The 22,488-nt window shown below is 70.8% G+C and carries 25 protein-coding genes; 20 read left to right on the top strand and 5 right to left on the bottom strand.

Annotated features, from left to right (window positions below; translation table 11 throughout):
• Positions 1 to 73: 73 nt before the first annotated feature.
• A complete protein-coding gene (locus tag Q1A87_RS04810) occupies positions 74 to 268 on the top strand; it encodes a DUF1127 domain-containing protein (protein ID WP_299647594.1) in 195 nt (64 codons plus the stop codon).
• Between the two features lie 67 nt (positions 269 to 335).
• Here the strand turns inward: Q1A87_RS04810 and Q1A87_RS04805 are convergent, their stop codons facing one another.
• Positions 336 to 1,220: a 50S ribosomal protein L11 methyltransferase gene (locus Q1A87_RS04805; RefSeq protein ID WP_299647592.1), complete on the bottom strand. Its 885-nt coding sequence runs from the start codon at positions 1,218 to 1,220 to the stop codon at positions 336 to 338.
• A 94-nt stretch (positions 1,221 to 1,314) separates the two neighbouring features.
• Here Q1A87_RS04805 and Q1A87_RS04800 point away from each other — a divergent pair, with 94 nt between their 5' ends.
• The 12 genes from Q1A87_RS04800 to folD all read left to right on the top strand — a co-directional run bounded on the left by Q1A87_RS04800 (position 1,315) and on the right by folD (position 13,439).
• The gene (locus tag Q1A87_RS04800) at positions 1,315 to 1,947 is read left to right on the top strand and encodes a hypothetical protein (RefSeq protein WP_299647590.1); all 633 of its coding nucleotides are present in this window, start codon (positions 1,315 to 1,317) and stop codon (positions 1,945 to 1,947) included.
• 68 nt (positions 1,948 to 2,015) lie between these two features.
• Positions 2,016 to 2,438 carry a tol-pal system-associated acyl-CoA thioesterase gene (gene ybgC / locus Q1A87_RS04795; RefSeq protein WP_299647588.1) on the top strand — a complete coding sequence of 141 codons (423 nt, stop codon included), beginning with the start codon at positions 2,016 to 2,018 and terminating at the stop codon, positions 2,436 to 2,438.
• Positions 2,439 to 2,794: 356 nt separating this feature from the next.
• Positions 2,795 to 3,493 (top strand): protein TolQ, encoded by a 699-nt coding sequence (tolQ, locus tag Q1A87_RS04790; RefSeq protein ID WP_299647586.1) that lies wholly within the window; start codon positions 2,795 to 2,797, stop codon positions 3,491 to 3,493.
• Positions 3,494 to 3,979, top strand: a complete 486-nt coding sequence (locus tag Q1A87_RS04785) for an ExbD/TolR family protein (RefSeq protein ID WP_299647584.1) — start codon at positions 3,494 to 3,496, stop codon at positions 3,977 to 3,979.
• A gap of 1 nt (position 3,980) precedes the next feature.
• Complete coding sequence (locus Q1A87_RS04780; protein WP_299647582.1) at positions 3,981 to 5,174, top strand: hypothetical protein; 1,194 nt, start codon at positions 3,981 to 3,983, stop codon at positions 5,172 to 5,174.
• An 83-nt stretch (positions 5,175 to 5,257) separates the two neighbouring features.
• Entirely contained in the window at positions 5,258 to 6,595 is a 1,338-nt protein-coding gene (tolB, locus tag Q1A87_RS04775; protein WP_299647580.1) for a Tol-Pal system beta propeller repeat protein TolB, read from the top strand.
• 10 nt (positions 6,596 to 6,605) lie between these two features.
• Complete coding sequence (gene pal, locus Q1A87_RS04770) at positions 6,606 to 7,130, top strand: peptidoglycan-associated lipoprotein Pal (RefSeq protein ID WP_299647578.1); 525 nt, start codon at positions 6,606 to 6,608, stop codon at positions 7,128 to 7,130.
• Positions 7,130 to 7,957, top strand: coding sequence for a tol-pal system protein YbgF (ybgF, locus tag Q1A87_RS04765; protein WP_299647576.1), 828 nt, complete (start codon positions 7,130 to 7,132; stop codon positions 7,955 to 7,957). The genes pal and ybgF overlap by 1 nt, the downstream gene beginning before the upstream one ends.
• Positions 7,954 to 9,195 carry a tRNA lysidine(34) synthetase TilS gene (tilS, locus tag Q1A87_RS04760; protein WP_299647574.1) on the top strand — a complete coding sequence of 414 codons (1,242 nt, stop codon included), beginning with the start codon at positions 7,954 to 7,956 and terminating at the stop codon, positions 9,193 to 9,195. The genes ybgF and tilS overlap by 4 nt, the downstream gene beginning before the upstream one ends.
• A 74-nt stretch (positions 9,196 to 9,269) precedes the next feature.
• On the top strand, positions 9,270 to 11,183 hold the full coding sequence (ftsH, locus tag Q1A87_RS04755; RefSeq protein WP_299647572.1) for an ATP-dependent zinc metalloprotease FtsH: 1,914 nt from the start codon (positions 9,270 to 9,272) through the stop codon (positions 11,181 to 11,183).
• A gap of 79 nt (positions 11,184 to 11,262) precedes the next feature.
• On the top strand, positions 11,263 to 11,844 hold the full coding sequence (locus Q1A87_RS04750; protein ID WP_299647571.1) for a sulfurase: 582 nt from the start codon (positions 11,263 to 11,265) through the stop codon (positions 11,842 to 11,844).
• A gap of 704 nt (positions 11,845 to 12,548) precedes the next feature.
• On the top strand, positions 12,549 to 13,439 hold the full coding sequence (folD, locus tag Q1A87_RS04745) for a bifunctional methylenetetrahydrofolate dehydrogenase/methenyltetrahydrofolate cyclohydrolase FolD (RefSeq protein WP_299647570.1): 891 nt from the start codon (positions 12,549 to 12,551) through the stop codon (positions 13,437 to 13,439).
• Between the two features lie 124 nt (positions 13,440 to 13,563).
• On the opposite strand, the gene Q1A87_RS04740 is transcribed toward folD, so the two are convergent.
• The gene (locus Q1A87_RS04740; protein ID WP_299647569.1) at positions 13,564 to 14,313 is read right to left on the bottom strand and encodes an alpha/beta fold hydrolase; all 750 of its coding nucleotides are present in this window, start codon (positions 14,311 to 14,313) and stop codon (positions 13,564 to 13,566) included.
• 63 nt (positions 14,314 to 14,376) lie between these two features.
• On the opposite strand from Q1A87_RS04740, the gene Q1A87_RS04735 reads away from it, so the two are divergent.
• Positions 14,377 to 14,874, top strand: coding sequence for a hypothetical protein (locus Q1A87_RS04735; protein ID WP_299647568.1), 498 nt, complete (start codon positions 14,377 to 14,379; stop codon positions 14,872 to 14,874).
• Positions 14,875 to 14,930: 56 nt separating this feature from the next.
• On the opposite strand, the gene cobT is transcribed toward Q1A87_RS04735, so the two are convergent.
• Positions 14,931 to 15,932 (bottom strand): nicotinate-nucleotide--dimethylbenzimidazole phosphoribosyltransferase, encoded by a 1,002-nt coding sequence (gene cobT, locus Q1A87_RS04730; RefSeq protein ID WP_299647567.1) that lies wholly within the window; start codon positions 15,930 to 15,932, stop codon positions 14,931 to 14,933.
• 93 nt (positions 15,933 to 16,025) lie between these two features.
• Here cobT and cobS point away from each other — a divergent pair, with 93 nt between their 5' ends.
• The 3 genes from cobS (at position 16,026) to Q1A87_RS04715 (ending at position 17,873) form a co-directional block, all read left to right on the top strand.
• Positions 16,026 to 16,757 carry an adenosylcobinamide-GDP ribazoletransferase gene (gene cobS / locus Q1A87_RS04725; protein WP_299647566.1) on the top strand — a complete coding sequence of 244 codons (732 nt, stop codon included), beginning with the start codon at positions 16,026 to 16,028 and terminating at the stop codon, positions 16,755 to 16,757.
• Between the two features lie 10 nt (positions 16,758 to 16,767).
• On the top strand, positions 16,768 to 17,445 hold the full coding sequence (locus Q1A87_RS04720) for a TerB family tellurite resistance protein (RefSeq protein ID WP_299647565.1): 678 nt from the start codon (positions 16,768 to 16,770) through the stop codon (positions 17,443 to 17,445).
• An 86-nt stretch (positions 17,446 to 17,531) separates the two neighbouring features.
• The gene (locus Q1A87_RS04715) at positions 17,532 to 17,873 is read left to right on the top strand and encodes a hypothetical protein (protein ID WP_299647564.1); all 342 of its coding nucleotides are present in this window, start codon (positions 17,532 to 17,534) and stop codon (positions 17,871 to 17,873) included.
• Here Q1A87_RS04715 and Q1A87_RS04710 read toward each other — a convergent pair.
• A complete protein-coding gene (locus Q1A87_RS04710) occupies positions 17,870 to 18,565 on the bottom strand; it encodes a phosphatidylcholine synthase (protein WP_299647563.1) in 696 nt (231 codons plus the stop codon). The two genes, Q1A87_RS04715 and Q1A87_RS04710, sit on opposite strands and share 4 nt — an antisense overlap.
• Before the next feature lie 148 nt (positions 18,566 to 18,713).
• On the opposite strand from Q1A87_RS04710, the gene Q1A87_RS04705 reads away from it, so the two are divergent.
• Together Q1A87_RS04705 and argF are read left to right on the top strand one after the other, a co-directional pair.
• Entirely contained in the window at positions 18,714 to 19,901 is a 1,188-nt protein-coding gene (locus Q1A87_RS04705) for an aspartate aminotransferase family protein (RefSeq protein ID WP_299647562.1), read from the top strand.
• 74 nt (positions 19,902 to 19,975) lie between these two features.
• Positions 19,976 to 20,902 carry an ornithine carbamoyltransferase gene (gene argF / locus Q1A87_RS04700; RefSeq protein ID WP_299647561.1) on the top strand — a complete coding sequence of 309 codons (927 nt, stop codon included), beginning with the start codon at positions 19,976 to 19,978 and terminating at the stop codon, positions 20,900 to 20,902.
• Between the two features lie 13 nt (positions 20,903 to 20,915).
• On the opposite strand, the gene Q1A87_RS04695 is transcribed toward argF, so the two are convergent.
• Positions 20,916 to 21,746: an ABC transporter permease gene (locus tag Q1A87_RS04695; RefSeq protein WP_299647560.1), complete on the bottom strand. Its 831-nt coding sequence runs from the start codon at positions 21,744 to 21,746 to the stop codon at positions 20,916 to 20,918.
• A gap of 128 nt (positions 21,747 to 21,874) precedes the next feature.
• Between Q1A87_RS04695 and Q1A87_RS04690 the strand changes: the two genes are divergently transcribed.
• Entirely contained in the window at positions 21,875 to 22,480 is a 606-nt protein-coding gene (locus Q1A87_RS04690) for a GcrA family cell cycle regulator (protein WP_299647559.1), read from the top strand.
• The last annotated feature ends 8 nt before the right edge of the window (positions 22,481 to 22,488 follow it).

Here is a 22,488-nt window from a genome sequence, read left to right as displayed (position 1 = left end):
TTACCTGCCTGTAACAGCGGCGGTCGGTATGGCCGCCAATTCCCCGTTCGCACCGCCTGACAGGATTACCCCCGTGGCCACCTTCGACAATTTCCGCACCGCCCGCCCCGCACCGGCGACCAATCTCCTCTCCGCGATCCTTGGCCGGATCATTTCCTGGAACGACCGCCGGGTGACGCTGAAGATGCTTCACCGGCTCACCGACCGGGAACTCTACGACATCGGCCTCGAGCGCGGCGACATCGTTTCCTGGGCCCGCCGGCGCTGATTCCGGCGGACGTCACTCGCAAGCCCCGGTCGCGAAGGGCCGCCCCTCCCGGGCGGCCCTTTTCGCGTCAGCGGCGCTGAAGCGTCAGCGTCGTCCAGTCCCCGAGCGTCAGACGGTCCGCCAGCGCGAAGCCCGCCGCCTGGTAGGCGGCGATCACGTCGTCCGCCTGCGGGTTCAGAAGGCCCGACAGGATCGCGTGCCCGCCCCGCGCCGCGTGCGCCGCGAGGTCGGGGGCGAGCTCGATCAGGGGGCCCTTCAGGATGTTGGCGAAGATCAGGTCGAACGGCGCGGCCCGGGCCAATGCGGGGTGATCGAACCCGGCGGCCTCGACGCAGTCGATCCGCCCCGACAATCCGTTCTCCGCGACGTTGGCCGCCGCCACCTCGACCGCGACCGCGTCGATGTCGGAGGCGAGGACCGGCACGTCCGCCCAGACCTTCGCCGCCGCCATCGCCAGCACCGCCGTCCCGGCGCCGATATCGGCGACGGGCCCCGGCGCGCGGCCGGCGGCAAGCAGCGCCTCGAAGGCCAGCAGGCAGCCCTGCGTCGTGCCGTGATGGCCGGTGCCGAAGGCCATCGCCGCCTCGATCAGCAGCGCGACCCGCCCCTCGGGCACCCGGTCGGAATCGTGGCTGCCGTAGACGAAGAAGCGCCCGGCCTCGACGGGGCGCAGCTCGCGCCGGACATGCGCGACCCAGTCCGTGGGCGGGATCTCGGAGACGGCGAAGGGCCGGGCATCGTAGGCCGCGGCGAGGAGCGCGAGCGCGGTCTCGTCGGGCGCCTCGGCGAAATAGGCGCCGACCTCCCAGAGGCCCGAGCCGTCTTCCATCTCGAAGACGCCGACCCCGTCCGGTTCCAGCTGCTCCTCGAGCGCCGCGCCCAGTCCCTCGGCGGCGGCCTGGTCGTCCAGCGTCGTCAGCGCAGTCCAGCTCGCGGGGGTGATCTCGGCCATGGGCGCCTCCATTCGACAGGCTTCGCCCTACGCAACCCCGTTCGCGGCGTCCAGACGGGTGGACCCTCCGGAACGGGCGTGGCACGCCTGCCCCATGAATGCGATCGATCCGCAAGACATCGAAGCCCTGTTCACCCGCGCCGACGGCACGTTCCTCTTCGCGCGCTGGGGCCGGCCGATCGTGCCGGTCGTGTTCGGCGTGACGGAGGAGACGATCTCGGTCCTAAAGGGTGCGATCGAGGCGCTCTGCGTGCTGACCGACCACCGGATGGCGGAGACGGACCCGGAGCTCGGGGCGAACCTGATGGTGTTCTTCGTCTCCGACTGGGCGGAGCTTTCCGGCGTGCCTGACCTCGACCGGCTGGTGCCCGACCTCGGCCCGCTGCTCGGCCGGCTCGAGGCGGGGGAGGCGAACCAGTACCGGCTGTTCCGCTTCGACGCGGACGGCGCGATCCGGGCCTGCTTCGCCTTCATCCGCATGGACGCGCATCTGTCGGACGTGCCGGCGGACACGCTGGCCCTGAACCAGATGGTGCAGGCGATGCTGCTCTGGTCCGACAGCGCCTTCGGCGAGACCTCGCCGCTCGCCCTCCACGAGGGGCGGACGGTGCTGCGATCGGAGATCGCCGAGGTGCTGCGGGCGGCCTACGACCCGGTCCTGCCGGCGATGTCGCAGGATGCGAGCCACGCGCTCCGCCTCGCGGCGCGGACGGGACGGCGGCAGTGAGGCGCCGGGTTACCCGTGGGTAATCGTTTGCAGGACATGAATAAATTCGCGCAGCGTACGGCGGGACGATGACGCATCTCTGGACCGTCCGGGTCTATTACGAGGACGTCGATCTCGCCGGGATCGTCTACTATGCGAACTATCTCCGTTTCATCGAGCGCGCCCGGTCCGAGATGATCCGCGCCGCCGGGATCGATCAGGCCGCGATGCGTGCGGCGGGGCACGTCTTCGCCGTGACACGGGTCGAGGCGGATTACCTGCGGCCGGCCCGCTACGACGACACGCTGGAGATCGAGACGAGCGTCGCAGCGGTGTCGCGGGTGCGCTTCGTGCTGGAGCAGACGGTGCGGCGGGACGGGACCGACCTGTTCCGGGCGCGGGTGACGATCGTGTGCATGGACACGGACGGGAGGCCAAGGCGGCTGCCCGCGGAGGTCGCCGGTCTCCAGCGGATCTCCGAAAGGGCTGCCCCCGGCCGCGGGTGGGGGTGAAGCCCCCGCCCGTGGGGGCGGTCGGGGGCTGCCCGGCCTGCGCCGGGCGTGGCGGCTTTTAGGATCGGATCAGGTCAGGATTATTGCTGGTCGGGCCGACTGGCCTCCTGCTCGGACGAGACGAGCGGCAAACGCGCCGATCCTCCCGGCATCTGACAGGAGCCCCGTGTTGCCCCCGTGCCACGCCGGTAGGAAGCCGGTGCCGTTCACCCGAACTTTGTGCATCGCCGCCTTAACGAAGCTCACATTTCCGTAGGACGAGCGGCGCGCCTCGCCAAGGCCGCCGGCATCTGCTAGCCTTCGCCCTCGAAACAAGGGGCCGAGCAACGGTCCGGCGGCAAGGGACGGGCAGTCCGATGGAAACCGAAGTACTGGCGCGAGCCGGCGAGATCGACTTTTCGATCTGGGCGCTGTTCCTGCGCGCGACATTCATCGTCAAGATCGTGATGATCCTGCTGTTCGCGGCGTCGATCTGGGTCTGGGCGATCCTGATCCAGAAGGTCATGCAGTTCCGCCGCGCCCGCTCCCGCGCCGCGGCCTTCGACCGGGCGTTCTGGTCGGGCGACCCGCTCGACGAGCTTTACGAGAAGATCGGCGAGCGGCCGAAATCGGCCTCCGAGCGCATCTTCGCCGCCGCGATGCAGGAATGGTCGCGCAGCCATCGCGACGACGGCGGGCTGATCGCGGGCACGCAGTCGCGGATCGACCGGACGATGGACGTGGCCATCGCCAAGGAGCGCGACCGGCTGACCTCGGGGCTGACCTTCCTCGCGACCGTGGGCTCGACGGGGCCGTTCATCGGCCTCTTCGGCACGGTCTGGGGCATCAAGCACGCCTTCGAGCAGATCGCGATCAGCCAGAACACCAACCTCGCCGTCGTGGCCCCGGGCATCGCCGAAGCGCTGCTGGCGACGGGGCTGGGCCTGCTCGCCGCGATCCCGGCGGTGGTTTTCTACAACAAGCTGTCGCGCGACGCGGACCGGATCACCGGCAATTACGAGGCCTTCGCAGACGAGTTCGCCACCATCCTGTCGCGCCAGCTGGACGCCGCCTGAATGGCGGCCCACACGATCCAGCCGGGCGGCGGCGGCAATACCGGCCGCAGGCGGCGGCGCGGGTCGGGCGGCGCCCGGCCGATGTCGGAGATCAACGTCACGCCCTTCGTGGACGTGATGCTGGTGCTGCTCATCATCTTCATGGTGGCCGCCCCCCTCCTGACGGCGGGCGTGCCGATCGAGCTGCCGGAGACGGCCGCCGCGCCGCTGCCGCAGGAGCAGGAGGAGCCGCTGGCGCTGACCGTGGCGGCGGACGGGCGGGTGCTCATCGGCTCCCAGGAGGTGCCGCGCGACGAGCTTCTGCCGCGGCTGCGCGCCATCGCGGGCGAGCGGCAGGGCGACAAGGTGTTCCTGCGCGCCGACGGGACGGTGCCCTATTCCGACGTGATGGTCGTGATGGGGGCGCTCAATGCCGGGGGCTTCCGCAATATCGGCCTGGTGACGGATGCCGGGGGTCCGACGCTCGACGGCACGGCGGAGGAGTAGCGTGGAACGCCGCACGGCCGTCGCGCTGTCGGCCACGGCGCATGGGGGCGCGCTGCTCTGGGCGCTGGTCGCCGGCCTGTTCCCGCCGGCCCCGAACGAGGACAGCGTGAGCGTAGCGGCCGTGTCGGTGGTGTCCTCGGCGGAGTTCGACGCGCTGGTGTCGGACGCGCCCGATCTCGCGGAGGTGCCGGCGCCCGCCGCCCCGGTCGAACCCGAGGCCGACGCGACCCCGCCCCCGGCCGCGCCGGCGGAGGAGACGGCCCCGCCGGTCGCGCCGCCGCCCGACGCGCTTGCCTCCGCCGCGCGGGACGTGGTGCCCGACACGAGCCGGCTCGCGGCCCCCGAGGCGGAGGTCGCGTCCGAGACGCCGCCGGCGCCGGCCTCGCCCGCGGATGCGCCCGACGCGGCGATCTCCGACATGCCCGCGCCGCGGGAGGCCGACATCGTGACGGCCGTGCCCACCCCCGCGCCGCCGCCGCTGACGGAGACCGCGCCGGTCGCGGAGTCGCCGGCCACGCCCGCGCCCGCCGAGCCCGAGACCCCGCCGGAGGAGGCGCCGACCCCCGCCGCGCCCGAGGCGACGGCGCCGGTGATCGTGACCGAGGACATGACTCCCGCGCGCGCGCCCGAACGCTCGCCCCGGCCGAACCGCAAGCCTGCGCCGCCAGTCCCCGTCGTGGCGGAGACGGCGCCGTCCGCGCCGGAACCCGCGCCGGAGCCGGAGGCTGCGCCCGCACCGCCGCCCGAACCGGAGCCGGAGGTCGCGGAAGCCGAGCCTGAGCCGGCCGAGCCCGAGGCGGACCCGCTGGCCGATGCCATCGCCGGTGCGCTGGCCGAGGCGGCCGAGCCGTCCGCCCCCGCGCCATCCGGGCCGCCGCTGACGCAGGGCGAGCGCGACGGGCTGCGCGTCGCCGTCAGTCGCTGCTGGAACCTCGGCAGCCTCTCGACGGAGGCGATGGGGACGACGGTGACGATCTTCATGTCGATGACGCGCGACGGGCTGCCGCAAACGGACAGCCTGCGCCTCACGGGCTTCTCGGGCGGGTCCGAGGCCGCCGCGCAACAGGCCTACGAGGCCGGGCGGCGGGCGATCCTGCAATGCGGGCGCGCGGGCTTCGACCTGCCGGCGGAGAAGTACGAGCAGTGGCGCGAGATCGAGATGACCTTCAACCCCGACGAGATGCGGACGCGGTGATGCCGCGACGCGTATTCCGTTCGGGGCCATTGAGTAACCCCGCCGCTTTGGCGATACGGGACAGCGATACCGAAAGGGAGACCATGACGCTTCGGTTGACGACATTCCTCCGGGCCCTCGCCGCCCTGTTGGTCCTTGCCGGGCCCGCGATGGCGCAGGACAGTCCCGGCCCGCTGCGGATCGAGATCACCGACGGCGTGATCGAGCCCCTGCCCTTCGCCGTCCCGACCTTCGTTGCGCGCAACGCGGCGGCGGAAGGCCTCGCGCAGGACATCACCCGGGTCATCGCCGCCGACCTCGCCAATACCGGGCTGTTCCGCGAGATCCCGCAGGAGGCGCATGTCGCCCGGATCGGCAGCTTCGACGCGCCGGTGCAGTTCTCGGACTGGAAGGCGATCAACGCGCAGGCGCTGATCACCGGGTCGGTGCTGGCCGAGGGCGACGGGCGTATCGTGGTGCAGTTCCGCCTCTACGACGTGTTCAGCGAGGCGCCGCTGGGCGACGGGCTGCAATTCGCGGGCACCGCCGAGGGGTGGCGGCGCATGGCGCACAAGGTGGCCGACGCCGCCTATTCGCGCATCACCGGCGAGGACCCCTATTTCGACAGCCGCGTGACCTTCGTCTCCGAACTCGGCCCGAAGGACGCGCGGCAGAAGCGCATCGGGGTGATGGATTACGACGGCGCGAACGTCACCTACCTTACGTCGTCGGACGCCATCGTGCTGGCGCCCCGCTTCTCGCCGGACGGCAGCCGGATCATCTACACGGGCTACGAGAGCGGGTTTCCCCGCGTGACCGTGATCGACGTGGCGACGCTGCAGAAGACGACCGTGGGCGGCGTCGACCAGAACATGAGCTTCGCGCCGCGCTTCTCGCCCGACGGCGGCCGGGTCGTCTACTCGGCGGAGGTGTCGGGCAACACCGACCTCTACGTCCTCGACCTCGCCTCCGGGCAGACGTCGCGCCTGACCGACGCGCCCTCGATCGAGACGGCGCCGAGCTTCTCTCCCGACGGCACCCGCATCGTCTTCGAGAGCGACCGCTCCGGCGCGCCGCAGCTCTACATCATGCCGGCCAGGGGCGGCGAGGGGCAGCGGATCAGCTTCGGCGAGGGGCGCTACGGCACGCCGGTCTGGTCGCCCAAGGGCGATTACATCGCCTTCACCAAGCAGAATGCGGGTCGCTTCCATATCGGCGTGATGCGCACCGACGGATCGGAGGAGCGGCTCCTGACCGGGGCGTTCCTCGACGAGGGGCCGACCTGGGCGCCCAACGGCCGCGTCGTGATGTTCACCCGCGAGACCTCCGGCGCGACCGGCGCGCCCGCCCTCTACACGGTCGACATCACCGGCCGGAACCTGCAACGCGCCGCGACACCCGCGGCGGCCTCGGACCCGTCCTGGGGTCCGCTACTTCGATAGGGGATTTCACATGAAGACGACGGCGATCATCCTGATGGCGGCCCTGGCGCTCGGCGGCTGCGGCAACCGGCTCGGCGGGGGCGCGGGGGCCGGTGCGGGCGGCTACGACCCCTACGGCACCGGCGCGGGCGCGGGCGGCTACGTGCCGGGCGGCCCGGGCGATCCGACCTCGGTCGCCTATTTCCAGCAGAGCATCGGCGACCGCGTGCTCTTCGCCGTCGACCAGTCCACCCTGTCGCCCGAGGGGCAGACGATCCTCGCCGGGCAGGCGCAATGGCTCAACGCCAATCCGGGCTACACCGCGCTGATCGAAGGCCATGCCGACGAGCAGGGCACGCGGGAATACAACCTCGCGCTCGGCGGACGGCGGGCCAACGCGGCGCGCGACTACCTCATCAGCCAGGGCGTCGCCGCAAGCCGCCTGCGTACGATCAGCTACGGCAAGGAGCGGCCGTTGCAGATCTGCTCGACCGAGGCCTGCTACAGCCAGAACCGCCGCGCGGTGACGGTGCTCGCCGCAGGGGCGGGCGTGTGATGCTGCGCGCCGCCCTCCTCGCCTCCGTGCTGGCGCTTCCGGCCGCGGCGCAGCAGGAGGAGACGCTCGCGGACATCCGCCAGCAGCTCGCCGTGCTGCGCGTCGAGATGCAGGGGCTCATGCGCGAGCTCAACACGACCGGCGGACCCAACGTCTCGGTCGGCGGCTCGACGGTGCTCGACCGGGTGAACGCGATGGAATCGGAACTGCAGCGGCTGACGCAGGCAACCGAGCGGATGTCGTTCCGCATCGAACGCGTCGCACAGGACGGCAGCACCCGGATCGAGGATCTGCGCTTCCAGCTCTGCGAGCTGACGACGGACTGCGACATCGCGACCCTGCCGAACCCCGGACCGCTCGGGGGCGCGGAGGAAAGCGCGGGCGACGGGACCGGATCTGCCCCTGCCCCGGTCGAGGACGCGCCGGCGGGCGGCGCCTCGCTGGCCTCGGGCGAGCAGGCGGAGTTCGACGCCGCCAAGGCCGCCTTCGACGCCGGCGACAATGCCGCCGCGGCCGCGGCGTTCGGAACCTTCCTGGCCGCCTACCCGACCGGCCCGCTGTCGGAGGATGCCCGCTTCTATCAGGCACAGGCCTATGCCAATGCCGGGCAGGACGCGGAGGCCGCGCGCGCTTATCTCGAGACGTTCTCGGCCACGCCGGAAGGTCCGCGCGCGCCCGAAGCGCTGGTCGGGCTCGGCACCGCGCTGGGTGCATTGGGGCAAACGGACGAGGCCTGCCTCACCCTGTCGGAGGTCGCGGTCCGCTTCCCGGACTCGCCGCAGGTCGGACAGGCGCAGTCGGCGCAGGCGGGCCTCGGCTGCTCGTGAGCGCGCCGGTCGCGGGCCGGCTGCAGACGGCTCTCGACGACTTCTTCGCGGACGGCGCGCCCGGCGCCGTGGCCGTGACCGTCTCGGGCGGTGGCGATTCGACGGCGCTGCTGCTGGCGGCGCTGGACTGGGGCCGGGCGCAGGGCGTCGTCGTGCGCGCCGTGACGGTCGATCACGGGTTGCGCGCCGCGTCGGCGGACGAGGCACGGCGGGTCGCGGCGCTCTGCGCGTCGCACGACTGCCCGCACGAGACGCTGACCCTCGACGATTTCGAACCCGGTCCGGACCTGCAGGCGCGGGCACGGGCGGCGCGATACGACGCGCTGAAGGCTTGGGGGCGACGGAACGAGATGGGCGTGATCCTGCTCGGCCACACGGCCGACGACGTGGCCGAGACGCTGCTGATGCGGCTGCGGCGCGGCGCGGGGATCGACGGGCTCGCGCGGATGGCCGGCCGCTTCGGCGCGGGGCCGGCCTTCGGGCGTCCGTTTCTCGGCCTGGGGCGGGCCACGCTGCGCCGTCATCTGGCGGAATGCGGTGTCGCGCCGATCGAGGACCCGTCCAACGACGATGCGGCCTTCGAGCGCGTACGGGTGCGGCAGGCGATCGCGGCGCTCGATCTCGACGCGGGCGCGCTCGCCCGGACGGCCGGCTTCCTCGACGACGCCCGCCACAGCCTCGCGCGACGCGCGGCCGATCTGGCGGCCGGGATCGTCACCGAGGATCGCGGGGACCTGCTGTTCGACCGGCCCGCCCTGCTCGACCTGATCGAGAACGAGCGCGAGCAGGCCCGGCGTCTCCTGCTCGCCGCGCTGCGCTGGATCGGCGGGGACGGTTATCCGCCGCGCACGGGCGAGATCGACCGTCTGCTCGCTGCGCTGCCCGATGGCGGGGTGCGGACGCTGGGTGGTTGCGTGCTCTGGCCCGTGGCGGAGGGTCGCCTGCGGGTTGCGCGGGAAGCCGCCGCCACCGCGCCGCCGGTTCCGGTCGGGGAGGTCTGGGACGGCCGGTGGTGCCTCGACGGGCCCGTCGGGCCCGGCCTCGCGATCGGGGCGCTCGGCCCGGACGTGGCGGCGACGCCGTGGCGCGAGAGCGGCCTGCCCCGCCGGTCCCTCCTCGCCTCACCGGCGATCCGCGACCCGGACGGCGCGCTGGTGGCCGCGCCGCTGGCCGGCCTGTCCGCCGGATGGCGCGCGACGCCGCGTCGCGCCTTTACCGCAACCCTGATCAGCCGTTGAACGTGACCGGGAAGTGACTATCTTGCCCGGATAGGCATGCGCGGGGCCGCCCGCGCCGTTTGGAGGTATTCTTCTTGGGAAACGCGCGCAACATCGCCTTCTGGGTGGTCCTCTTCGTCTTGGTGATGGCCCTGTTCCAGCTCTTCTCCGGCGGCGGCTCCTCGCTGTCGGCGCGCGAGGTGCCCTATTCCGACTTCATCAGCCGGGTGGAGAACGGGTCGGTCTCGAACGTGACGCTCGACGGGGAGCGGATCGTGTTCCGCGGCTCCGGCGGCGGCGAGAACTTCACGATCAAGCCCTCCGACGTCGACGTGACGGACCTGCTGCTGGCCAATGACGTGAGCATCGTGGCCGAGAGCCAGGAACAGTCGGGCTTCCTTAGCGCGCTGTCGCTCTGGCTGCCGTTCCTCGTCCTGATCGGCATCTGGATCTTCTTCATGAACCGGATGCAGGGCGGCGGTAAGGGCGGCGCGATGGGCTTCGGCAAGTCCAAGGCCAAGATGCTGACCGAGAAGCACGGTCGCGTGACCTTCGATGACGTGGCCGGCATCGACGAGGCGAAGGACGATCTAGAAGAGATCGTCGAGTTCCTGCGCAATCCGCAGAAATTCTCCCGCCTCGGCGGCAAGATCCCGAAGGGCGCACTTCTTGTTGGCCCCCCGGGTACCGGCAAGACGCTTCTAGCGCGCGCCGTCGCCGGCGAGGCTGGCGTGCCGTTCTTCACCATTTCGGGCTCCGACTTCGTGGAGATGTTCGTAGGCGTCGGCGCCAGCCGGGTGCGCGACATGTTCGAGCAGGCCAAGAAGAACGCGCCCTGCATCGTCTTCATCGACGAGATCGACGCGGTCGGTCGGTCGCGTGGCGTCGGCTACGGCGGCGGCAACGACGAACGCGAGCAGACGCTGAACCAGCTTCTGGTCGAGATGGACGGCTTCGAGGCCAACGAGGGCATCATCATTGTCGCGGCGACCAACCGTCCCGACGTGCTCGACCCCGCGCTCCTGCGGCCCGGCCGCTTCGACCGTCAGGTCCAAGTGCCGAACCCCGACATCAAGGGTCGCGAGAAGATCCTCGGCGTCCATGCGCGCAAGGTGCCGCTCGGCGCCGATGTCGATCTCAGGATCATCGCGCGCGGCACACCGGGCTTCTCGGGCGCGGATCTCGCCAACCTCGTGAACGAAGCGGCACTGATGGCCGCTCGGATTGGCCGGCGCGTCGTGACGATGGACGATTTCGAGAGCGCCAAGGACAAGGTGATGATGGGCGCCGAGCGGCGGTCGATGGTGATGACCGAGGACGAGAAGCGCTTGACCGCCTATCACGAGGCGGGCCACGCGGTCGTCGGCCTGAACGTCCCGCAGCACGACCCGATCCACAAGGCGACGATCATCCCGCGCGGCCGGGCGCTCGGCCTCGTCCTGTCCCTGCCCGAGCGCGACCAGCTTTCGGTGAGCTACCAGAAGTATACCTCGAAGATCGCGATGGCGATGGGCGGGCGCGTGGCCGAGGAGCTGATCTTCGGCAAGGAGAACGTCACTTCCGGCGCGGCCTCCGACATCCAGCAGGTGACCAAGATCGCCCGCGCGATGGTCACGCAGTTCGGCTATGCTGAGGAGCTGGGCTTCATCGACTACGCGAACGAGCAGCAATCGCATCTGGGCAGCTACGGCGGCGGGACCACGCATTCGGGTACGACGCAGAAAGTCATCGACGACAAGGTGCGCGCGCTCGTGGACGAGGGTTACGAGACGGCGAAGCGCATCCTGACTGAGAAGGGCGACGATCTGGAGCGGCTGGCGCAGGGGCTTCTCGAATACGAGACGTTGACCGGGCCGGAGATCATGAAGGTGATCAACGGCGAGCCGCTGGGACGAGACGACGACGACGACGCGGCAAGCACCGGCGGGCCGTCGCTGACGGCGATCCCGAAGACCAAGCCGAAGGCGAAGGGACCCGGCATCGCGCCGAAACCCGAACCGTCTACCTGATGCCAGTCAGGCCGGTTATCGATGACGGCCGGCCCCGCGGGGCCGGCCGTTTGCTGTCGGGCTCCCGCCGGGTCGCGTCGTGCCGGCCCTGACGCGGACGGATGTCGTCGGCCGGGTCGAATGGCTCGGACTGGTTCCCTCCCGCGCGGCCGATCTCGCTTCGGTATCGGCGACGGAGCTGCGGCTCGACTTCGCGGGACCGGCGGGCGAGGATCACGGTGGCGCGACGCGACCGTCCTGCAGCCGGGTGCTCGACCTCTATCCGCGCGGGACGGAGATCCGGAACGCACGGCAACTCGCCCTCGTCGGTACCGAGGAACTGGCCGAGATTGCCGAGGGCATGGGTCTCGAACGCCTCGACCCGGCTTGGCTCGGCGCGACGATGGCGGTGAGCGGGATCCCCGATTTCAGCCATCTCCCGCCTTCCGCCCGCCTGCAATTCGACAGCGGCGCGACCATCACCGTCGACATGCAGAACCGTCCGTGTCATCTCCCCGGCCCCGTCATCGCGCGGGAGACCGGCGGGGATGCGAAGGCGTTCCGTCGCGCGGCACGCGGGCGGCGCGGCGTGACGGCCTGGGTCGAACGGGTGGGTGACGTCCGGATCGGCGACGGCGTGCGGCTGCATGTCCCCGATCAGCGGGTGTGGCGCGCGTCCTGACGCGGCACCCCGTCAGGTCAAGGCCTGACAGGCGGCGAGCGCGACCCCGGTGGCGAACCCGGTATGGATCAAGAGGCTGATGGCGGTCGTCCTCGGTCCATTCTGCATCTCGGCACGGTTCTGCCGGTTTTCGGAGAAACGACTGGCAGCCAATCGCAGATCGATCGGCGAGGTTCCGCGATTCGGCGGGTGCCGCAGGACCCGGCTACGCGCCGCGGGTGGCGGGCGGAATGTCGGTTTCCGCCATGACCGCGATCCGGACGCGGATACGCGTGAGGCATAGACCGCGCCCAGCTTCGTGTGAGATCGCCATGCCGTCAGGACCGATATCGAGATCGCACATGTTGTGCAGAGGCGACTGGTCGAGTTGACCGGCGCGGCAATCGACATCGACGACGTGGGCCTTTTCCGTAATGGGCACGACCGAGCGAAGCTGTCGCAGCGCGCGACCGACCGAATACAGGTCCGTTCGAACGGCAAGCTGGTCCTCGCAAGCGCGGGCTGGACGACGACCGCGGGTCCGGACGACGGGCCGGACGCCATCGGCAGCAAGGCCGCATCCGCCATCCGCTCGGCTCCGCCAACCCGCCCGCGTGCCGCGCGCGGAGAGCATCCGGACACGCGCGGACAGGCACCCGCCCCCCGATGGCGTCCCGCTCGCGGCCGCGTATAGATGGCTGCGACGGCGCAGCGAAGGAGACCCCATGACAGCCAAGATCATCGACGGAAAGGCCTTTGCCGCGCGTCTGCGCGAACGCATCGCCGAGGAGGTCGCGCGCGTGAAGGCGGCCGGCGTGACGCCGGGACTCGCCGTCGTGCTGGTGGGCGAGGACCCGGCCAGCGCGGTCTACGTGCGCAACAAGGGCCGGCAGACGGTCGAGGTCGGCATGGAGAGCGTCGAGCACCGCCTGCCCGCCGACACGCCCGAGGCGGACCTGCTCGAGCTGATCGGCCGGCTCAACACAGATCCGGCGGTGCATGGCATCCTCTGCCAGTTGCCGGTGCCGGCGCATATCGATGCGGCCAAGGTGTTGGAGGCGATCGACGTGGCGAAGGACGTGGACGGGTTCCACGTCTCCAACGTCGGCATGCTCTACACGGGCCAGAAGGCGCTCGTGCCCTGCACGCCGCTGGGCTGCCTGCTGATGCTGCGCGACCAGCTGGGTTCGCTGTCTGGAATGGAGGCCGTGGTGATCGGCCGGTCGAACATCGTCGGCAAACCGATGGCACAGCTTCTGCTGGGCGATTCGGCGACGGTAACGGTGGCGCATTCGCGAACGCGGGATCTGGGCGCGGTGGTGCGCCGCGCCGACATCGTCGTGGCCGCCGTGGGCCGGCCGGAGATGGTGCCGGGCGACTGGATCAAGCCGGGCGCGACGGTGATCGATGTCGGAATCAATCGGGTGCCGGGCGAGGCCGGCAAGTCGCGGCTGGTGGGCGATTGCCACTTCGAGAGCTGCGCCGAGGTCGCGGGCGCGATCACGCCGGTGCCGGGGGGCGTCGGACCGATGACGATCGCCTGCCTGCTCGCCAACACGCTGACGGCCTGCTGCCGCGCGAACGGCCTCGCGGAGCCGGAGGGATTGGCGGTCTAGAGGTCAGGGGCTTGATTTGGTTTCGCGGAGTGTTTAGCCGGGAAAGGCACGGGGCGCCGCTTCGCCGGACACCCGCCGATGCGGTCGTGTGGGGTGAAATGCAGCCCCTTTTGCGGATGCGCGGTCACGCGTCGAGATAGGCCGCCACCGTCGCCTCGAACTCGCGCGGCTTTTCGGCGTGGAGCCAGTGTCCCGCGCCGGGGATCTTCGCGAACCGGGCTTCGGGGAACAGCGCCTTGATCCGGTCGCGATGCTCGGGGCGGACGTAGTTGCTCGCCCCGCCCGACAGGAACAGCGCCGGGCCGTCGAACCGGCCGTCGATCTCGGGGAAGCCGACGATTTCGGGCATCTCCCGCTCGAGCGCGTCGAGGTTGAGAGTCCACCGCCGCGCCTTAACGTCGAGCGATTGCAGCAGAAACGCGCGCGTGCCGTCGTCGGGCACGTCGCCGAGTTGCGCGGCGGCGTCGGAGCGGCGGGTGACGGTGGACAGATCGACCCGCCGCATCGCTTCGATCAGATGCGACTGCGTGTGCGTGTAGGCGACGGGTGCGATGTCGGCGACGATCAGGCGGCGCAGCCGGGCGGGCTCGGTCAGGGCGAGCACCATCGCCGCCTTGCCGCCCATCGAATGGCCGAGCACGTCGTGCGGCACGTCGCCGATCACCTCGGCCAGATCGGCCGCCATGTCGGCGTAGCCGTTCGTGTCGAACCACGGGCTCGCCCCGTGATTGCGCATATTGACGGCCACGACCTCCCGGTCCCGCGCCAGATGCCGGGCGATCGCGGTCCAGTTCCGTGCCGAGCCGAACAGCCCGTGGACGATCAGGAGCGGAGGCGCGCTGGTGGCCCGGCCGTGACGAAGCGTGTGCAGCATTCGCGATGCGTAGCCGCAGGTCACTGCGATTGCCAGCCCGCGGCCGCAGGTCTACGTGGAAGCATGAGTGACCCCCTGCACGTCCTTCACGCCTCGCTTGCCCGACGGACGACGAGCCTCGCCGTCCATCTGGCGCTCGGGGCGCTGCTCGTCTGGATCTCGGTCGCGTCGTCGACCATGCCGTTCGGCTGGCGCGCGGTGCTGCTGGGCCTCGGTATCGTCGTGCTGATCCTCGCCCGGGAGGGCTGGTGCGAATCGGCACAGGCCCTGGTGCTCGACGCGAACGGGTTGCGGCAGGAGAACGGGGAGCTCATCGCGCCGATGGATCTGATTGCGTCGGTCGACCGGGGGGTCTTCGCGTTCAAGCCGTCGAACGGGTTCGTCCTGCACCTGACACGACCGATCGGCCTGGCCTGGGCGCCCGGCATGTGGTGGCGAACGGGCCGCCGCGTCGGGGTGGGCGGCGTGACGAGCGGGGCGGGCGCGAAGGCGATGGCCGACACGCTGGCGATGGTGCTCGCGGAGCGCGACAGGCGGACCGGGAACTCCGACGGGCTCTGACGCTCGTCGTGTGATCGGTACGCCCGATGGAACGTAGGGCGCGTCCCATCGCCGTCTCAGCCGCCGGAGACCGCCGCCTCCTCGAAAGTGGCCATGCCGGAATGGCAGACCAGCGCGCCGCGCAGGATGTGTATGGCCAGCGCCGCGCCCGACCCTTCGCCCAGCCGCAGGCCAAGATCGAGCAGCGGGACCAAACCCAACGCCTCCAGCATCCGCGCATGCGCGCCTTCCGCCGAGAGATGCCCGGCCAGGCAGTGATCGAGGGCGCCGGGTGCCTCCGCGTGAAGGCAAAGCGCCGCCGCGGAGCAGATGAACCCGTCGAGGAGGACCGGCACGCGATGCGCCCGCGCTCCGGCGATGGCCCCGGCCATCGCGGCGATCTCCCGCCCGCCGAGCGCGGCCAGGACCTCGAACCCGCTGCGCCCCGGATTGGCGGCGAGGCCCGCGGCGATCGCCGCCTCCTTCCGCGCGAGGCCCGAATCGTCCACGCCCGTCCCGCGCCCGGCCCAGTCGGTCCCGCCGAGGAGCGCCGAGGCGATGGCGGCGGCCGATGTCGTGTTGCCGATGCCCATCTCGCCGGTGACGAGGAGATCCGCCGCCGGATCGACCGCGTTCCAGCCGGTCGCGAAGGCTGCGCACATCTCTGCCTCGGACATGGCAGGGCCTTCGGTGAAGTCCTCGGTCGGGCGGTCGAGTTCGAGCGCGTGCACGTCCATCCGGGCCCCGGCGAGGTCCGAGAGCCGATTGATCGCCGCCCCGCCCGCGCGGAAGTTTCCGACCATCTGCGCCGTCACCTCGGTCGGAAAGGCGCTAACGCCCCGCGACGCGACGCCGTGATTGCCGGCGAAAACCAGCACCTGCGGCGCGTCGAGCGCGGGCCGCGGCTCGCCGACCCAGCCCGCGTACCAGATCGCCAGGTCCTCGAGCCGTCCGAGCGAACCGGGAGGCTTGGTCAGCTGCCCGTTGCGTTCCGCGGCCGCGGTCCGGGCGGTCGCATCGGGGCCGGGCATGTCGGCCAGCGCGGCACGGAGATCCGCGAAGGTGGCGAGGTCGGTCATGGGATGCTCCGTCATTCGTGGTCCGTCGCCGGCTTTACCGGCATCGGCGGCAGCGATATGCGACGGTGCGTCACTTCACCAGACGGGTGCGACATGAGCCTGAAAACCGACCTGACCGCAGCGGCGATGCTTCTCACCCGCCTGCCCGTCCGGGGCACGCCGACCCCGCGCGCCGCCGAGGCCGCCTGGGCCTGGCCGTTGATCGGTCTCCTCGTGGGAATCGTCGCGGCCGCCTGCGGCTGGCTCGCCTGGGGGCTCGGCGCGACGCAGGCCGTGGCGGCGGCGGTGACGGTGGCGGTCTCCGTCCTGCTCACCGGCGCGCTGCACGAGGACGGACTGGCCGATACCGCCGACGGGCTCTGGGGCGGCGGAGATCCTGCGCGGCGGCTCGAGATCATGCGCGACAGCCGGATCGGCACTTACGGGACGATCGCGCTCGTCCTGTCGCTGATGCTGCGCTGGTCGCTCGTGGTGACGGCGCTGATGCAGGGGCAGTTCTTCGCGGTCGTTCTCACCGCCGCGCTGGTCAGCCGTGCGCCGATGGCGGTGGCGATGCGCTGGCTGCCGGCCGCCCGCCCGGACGGGCTGTCGCGCGGGACCGGGCGGCCCCCCGCACGCGCGGCCTACATCGCCGTGGCGCTGGCGACCGGGGCGCTCGTCCTGCACGGCGCGCACGGTCTGCTCGCCGGCGCGCTCGTCGTGGGCGTGCTCTGGGGGCTCGGCCGTCTCGCCCGCGCCCGGATCGGCGGCCAGACGGGGGACGTCCTGGGCGCGGTGCAGCAACTTTCCGAGATCGCCGTTCTCGTCGCGCTGACGAGCGGCTAGGGTCGCGGCCATGAATCTCTGGTCCCGCATCCTCGCGGCCCTCGCCAGCCTCGCGCCGGGCGAAGCGCTCTCGAACCTGTTCGACCGCCTGCGCGCCCCGCCCGAGCGCTCGGTCGCCTTCACCATCGCGGTGATCGCGCTCGGCGCGAAGATGGCAAAGGCCGACGGGCATGTGAGCCGGGCCGAAGTCGCCGCATTCCGGGAGATCTTCACCATCCCGCCCGAGGAAGAGGACAACGCTGCCCGCGTCTTCGACCTCGCCCGCACGGACGTGGCCGGGTTCGAGGATTACGCCCGTCGGATCCACCGGATGTTCGCCGACGATCACGAGACGCTGCGCGACCTGATGGACGGGCTGTTCCACATCGCGATGGCGGACGGGACCTACCATGAGGGCGAGGACGCGTTCCTCGCCCGTGTCGCCGCGATCTTCGGGTTGAACGACCGGGAGTTCCGCTCGCTCCGGGCCCGCTTCGGCGCGGGCGAGCCCGATTGCTACGAGGTGTTGGGCGTGGCGCCGGACACGCCGCTGCCACAGATCCGCGCCGCCTGGCGCCAAGCGGTGCGCGAGACGCATCCCGACCGGTTGATGGCGCGCGGCCTGCCGGAGGAGGCGGTGAAGCTCGCCGAGAAGCGGCTGGTCGCGGTCAACCGCGCCTGGGAGCGGATACAGGCCGGCGCGGCGTGATGGCTATGGGCCGCCCTGCATACGTCACCGGGAGCGGCCTTGACCGACCCGGTTCCCGCTACATCTGCCAATCTATGAAACACGTCGTGCTCGCCCTGCTCCTCGCCGTTCCCGCCGCCGCGCAGGAGACGGCGCCGTCCCCCGAAGACGGATCTTCTTCGATGGAACGCGGCCTGCGGCTCTTCATGGACGGGCTGCGCGAGGAGGTGGAGCCGGCGCTGCGCGGCTTCCAGGGGCTGGCGGAGGACGCCCGCCCCTATCTCGAGGAGCTGCAGCGCAACCTCAGCGACGTGGTCGAGGATGTCGATGCTTACGAGGCGCCGGAGATCCTAGAGAACGGCGACATCATTATCCGCCGGAAAGAGCCGCTGACGACCGATCCGGACGCCGAGTCCGAATCGAACCCGGACGGCCCGGTGGACCTCTAGGCGCGCACGCTTTCAGTCGCCTGCTGCACCAGACCGGCACAGAGCAGGTAGACGCTGCAGATCGCGAAGGCCCAGCCCAGCACCTCGCCTAGGCCGAACTCGCCCCAGGCCGCGATCAGCGCCAGCACCATCCAGGCCGAGGTGATGGCCAGCGTGACCGGCCGCCAGCGTTCCGTCCGCACCGGATGGACGAACCGCCACGGCATGAACATCGCCACAGCCAGCAGGATCGACACGCCGAGCGTCAGCCACGGATTCGGCTCCAGCACGAAGACCACGAGCGCCACCATGTTCCAGCAGCCGGGGAACCCCTCGAAGCTCGCATCCGGTGTCTTCATTCGCGTGTCGCAGAAATACAGCGCGGAGGCGAACGGCACCACGATCAGGATGCCCCAGCCCGGCCAGCCCGGCACGAGACCGCTCGCGTAGAGCGCGTAGACTGGGATGAAAACGTAGGTCAGGTAGTCGATGATAAGGTCGAGGAGCACCCCGTCGAACCGCGCGGCGTGCAACGTCACGTCCCAGCGGCGGGCGAGCGGACCGTCCACCCCGTCGACGATCAGCGCCATCAGCAGCCACAGGAACATGCCGGACCACGCCCCCTCCACCGCCGCGAGAAGCGACAGCATCGCGAAGACCGCGCCGGTGGCGGTCAGGAGGTGAACGGAAAGAGCGCGGGTACGGGGCCACATGCCGTTAACCCTTGCCCACTCGGCGGGGCGATGTCGAGGGAGGGTCGGGCGATTGCGGGTCGCCCCGAGGCATGCGGCGCCAGAATTGACAGACCCCCGTAATTCGGCCACCCCGAACGCCTGACCCTTCAACCGACAGGACCCGGCCATGATCTCCGCCATCCTTCCCACCTACAACCGCGCCCCCCTGAGCTTCGTCTCGGGCGAAGGGTCCTGGCTGGTGGAAGCGGACGGGCGACGCTTTCTCGATCTCGGCGCGGGGATCGCGGTCAACGTGCTGGGCCACGCGCATCCCGGCCTGACCCGTGCGCTGACCGAGCAGGCGCAGGCGCTCTGGCACACGTCGAACCTCTACCACATTCCCCAGCAGGAGGCGCTGGCCGAGCGGCTCGTCGCGGCGACCTTCGCCGATACCTGCTTCTTCACCAATTCGGGCACCGAGGCCTGCGAGCTCGCGGTCAAGATGGCGCGCAAGTACTGGTTCGAGAAGGGCGCGCCCGAACGCAACGTCATCCTCGCCTTCACCGGCAGCTTCCACGGCCGCTCCGCCGCCGGCATCGCCGCCGCCGGGTCCGAGAAGATGACCCGCGGCTTCGGCCCCCTTCTGCCCGGCTTCCGTCACCTTCCCTTCGGCGACCACGACCTGCTCCGCGCGGCGATGGAGGCCGACGACGTGGCCGCCATCATCGTCGAGCCGGTGCAGGGCGAGGGCGGGATCGTCCCGGTGCCCGACCAGTGCCTGCGCGGCCTGCGCGAACTCTGCGACGCGACCGGCACGCTTCTCGTCTTCGACGAGGTGCAATGCGGGATGGGGCGGACCGGCAAGCTCTTCGCGCATGAATGGGCGGGCGTCGCGCCCGACATCATGATGGTGGCGAAGGGCATTGGCGGTGGCTTCCCCCTCGGCGCGCTGCTGGCGACCGAAGCGGCGGCGGTCGGGCTGACGGCAGGCACGCACGGCTCGACCTACGGGGGCAACCCGCTGGCCTGCGCCGTCGGCAACGCCGTGATGGAGATCGTGGCAACCGACGGCTTCCTGTCGGATGTGCGGCGCAAGGCCGGCATGTTCCGGCAGGGACTGGAAGGCCTCGTCGCCTCCTACCCCGACGTTTTCGATGCGGTGCGCGGCTCGGGCCTGATGCTGGGCCTGAAATGCAAGGTTCCGAACGCGGACGTGATCCAGGGCGCCTACCGCGAGCAGGTCTGCCTCGTCCCGGCCGCCGACAACGTCGTCCGCCTGCTTCCCGCCCTTAACATCGAGGACGCGGACCTGCGGGAGGCGCTGACGCGGCTCGACCGGGTCGCGGCGGCGATCACCGAGCCTGCGGACGTCTGACCGTCTTTGCTTCCGAAATATCCTCGGGGGTCCGGGGGCAGACAGCCCCCGGCGCCTTCCGACCGGAGATCCCCATGACCCATTTCCTCGACATCCACCGCACCGACCCGGCCGCGCTGCGCGCCATCCTCGATCGCGCGAACGCGATGAAGGCGGCACGGGGGGACCGGCCCAAGGGCACGCCCGACGACGAGTTGCCGCTCGCCGGCCGGGTCGTCGCGCTGATCTTCGAGAAGCCCTCCACCCGCACCCGCGTCAGCTTCGACGTCGGCGTCCGCCAGATGGGCGGCACGAGCATGGTCCTCTCGGGCGCGGAGATGCAGCTCGGCCACGGCGAGACCATCGCCGACACCGCGCGCGTCCTGTCGCGCTATGTCGACCTCATCATGCTGCGCACCTTCGGCGAGGACATCCTGAGCGAGATGGCCGAGCACGCGACCGTGCCGGTCATCAACGGCCTGACCGACAACTCCCATCCCTGCCAGATCATGGCCGACGTGATGACCTTCGAGGAGCATCGCGGCCCGATCGCCGGCAAGCGCGTCGCCTGGATGGGCGACGGCAACAACGTCGCGCAGAGCTTCCTGCACGCGGCGGCGAGCTTCGGTTTCGACTTCACCTTCGCCGGCCCCGCGCAGCTCGACCCGAACGAGGCGCTCGTCGGCGCTGCGCGGCAGGCCGGCTGCGAGGTCCGCATCGAGCGCGACCCCGAAGCGGCGGTGCGGGACGCCGATCTCGTCGTGACCGATACCTGGGTGTCGATGGGCGACGCGGAATCCTCGCGCCAGCGCCGCCACAACCTGCTGCGCCCCTACCAGGTAAACGCCCGCCTGATGGCGGCCGCGCCGGAGCACGCGCTGGTCATGCATTGCCTGCCCGCCCATCGCGGCGAGGAGATCACCGACGAAGTGCTCGACGGGCCGCAATCCATCGTCTTCGACGAGGCCGAGAACCGGCTGCACGCGCAGAAGGCGATCATGCGCTGGTGCCTCGACGTCTGAGGCCGCCCGCCTCTCAGGACTTCAGGCGGTAGCCCGTCCGGAACATCCACCATCCGAGCAGCGCGACGGCGAACGTGGCGGCCGATACGACGAAGAAGCCCAGCACCGGCGAGCTGTCCGATACGCCGAGCACGGCGGATCGCAGCCCGTCGATCAGGTAGAACACCGGATTGACGTGGCTCAGCGCCCGCATCACCGGCGGCAGGCCGTCGATCGAGTAGAACGTGCCCGACAGGAAGCTCAGCGGCGTGATGATGAAGTTGGTGATCGCCGCCATCTGGTCGAACTTGTTGGCGAACACCCCCGCGACGAGCCCGAGCGCGCCGAGGAACGCGCCGCCGAGCGCGACCCAGACGAGCGCCATCAGTGGATTGTGGATGCCGAGGCCGAGGAACGGAAACATCAGCACCGCGATCGCGACCGCGACGACGAGGCCACGCGCGATCCCGCCGGCGAGGTAGCCCACCACCAGTTCGCCCCCCGAGAGCGGCGGCATCAGCGTGTCGACGATGTTGCCCTGCACCTTGGAAATCACGATCGAGGAGGAGACGTTGGCGAAGCTGTTCTGGATCACCGTCATCATCAGGATGCCGGGCGCTAGGAAATGCACGAAGGGCAACCCCATCACGTCCCCCCGGCGCGTGCCGACGGCGAGCGAGAAGACCAGCAGGAACAGCGCCGCGGTGGCGAGCGGCGCCAGCAGCGTCTGGGTCCAGACCGAGCTGAAACGCCGCACCTCGCGCAGGATCAGCGTCTGCAGCCCGAGCCAGTTGACTCGCCCGAACCGGCGTACCCCGTGGCGGGCGGCCTGCGCGTCCTGTTGCATCGCGGTCGTGTCGGTCATGTCCTGTGCCTCCATCTCGGGCGGGCCGCCTTGTCGCGCCGCCGCGGGATGCTTACAATAGTCTTTCCTTCGGGATCGCCACCCCTCGCGCGTGCTGGCGGCCGGAGCGGGCAGACAAGGAGACATCGATGGCCTGGACGGACGAGCGTGTCGAGACGCTGAAGCGGATGTGGACCGAGGGCGCCTCGGCCTCGCAGATTGCCAAGGAACTTGGCGGCGTGACGCGTAATGCCGTGATCGGCAAGGTTCACCGGCTGGGCCTGTCGAACCGCGGCACCGAGGAAGCGAAGCCGGTCGCGGACACCGCCCCCCTCGCGGACGTCGCCGCGGATCCCGAGCCGTCGGTCGTGCCCGATGAGGCGCCGGCGGCGGCGGCGGAACCCGAGCCGGAGCCCGACGACGACGAGCCGCGCACGATGGCCGCGGTGCCGCACGGCGCCTCCGTCACGCCCCTACGCAAGCCGTTGATGGCCGGCCAGCCGCTGCCGCCGCAGCCTTCGGCCAACGAGATCTCGCCCGAGGCGCTCGCGAAGGTGAACGCGGTCGAGAAGACGGCGAAGAAGATCTCGCTGATGGAGCTGACCGAGCGGACCTGCAAATGGCCGATCGGCGACCCTGCGACAGAGAAGTTCTGGTTCTGCGGCCTGCAGGTCCAGGCCGGCAAACCCTATTGCGAGGCGCATGTCTCCGTCGCGTTCCAGCCGATGTCCTCGCGTCGGGACCGTCGTCGCTGATCCAGGCG

The organism is uncultured Jannaschia sp. (assembly GCF_947494055.1).
GTDB lineage: Bacteria > Pseudomonadota > Alphaproteobacteria > Rhodobacterales > Rhodobacteraceae > Jannaschia.
Note: the sequence above shows the minus strand (reverse complement) of the source record. Positions and strands in the feature narration are given on the sequence as shown.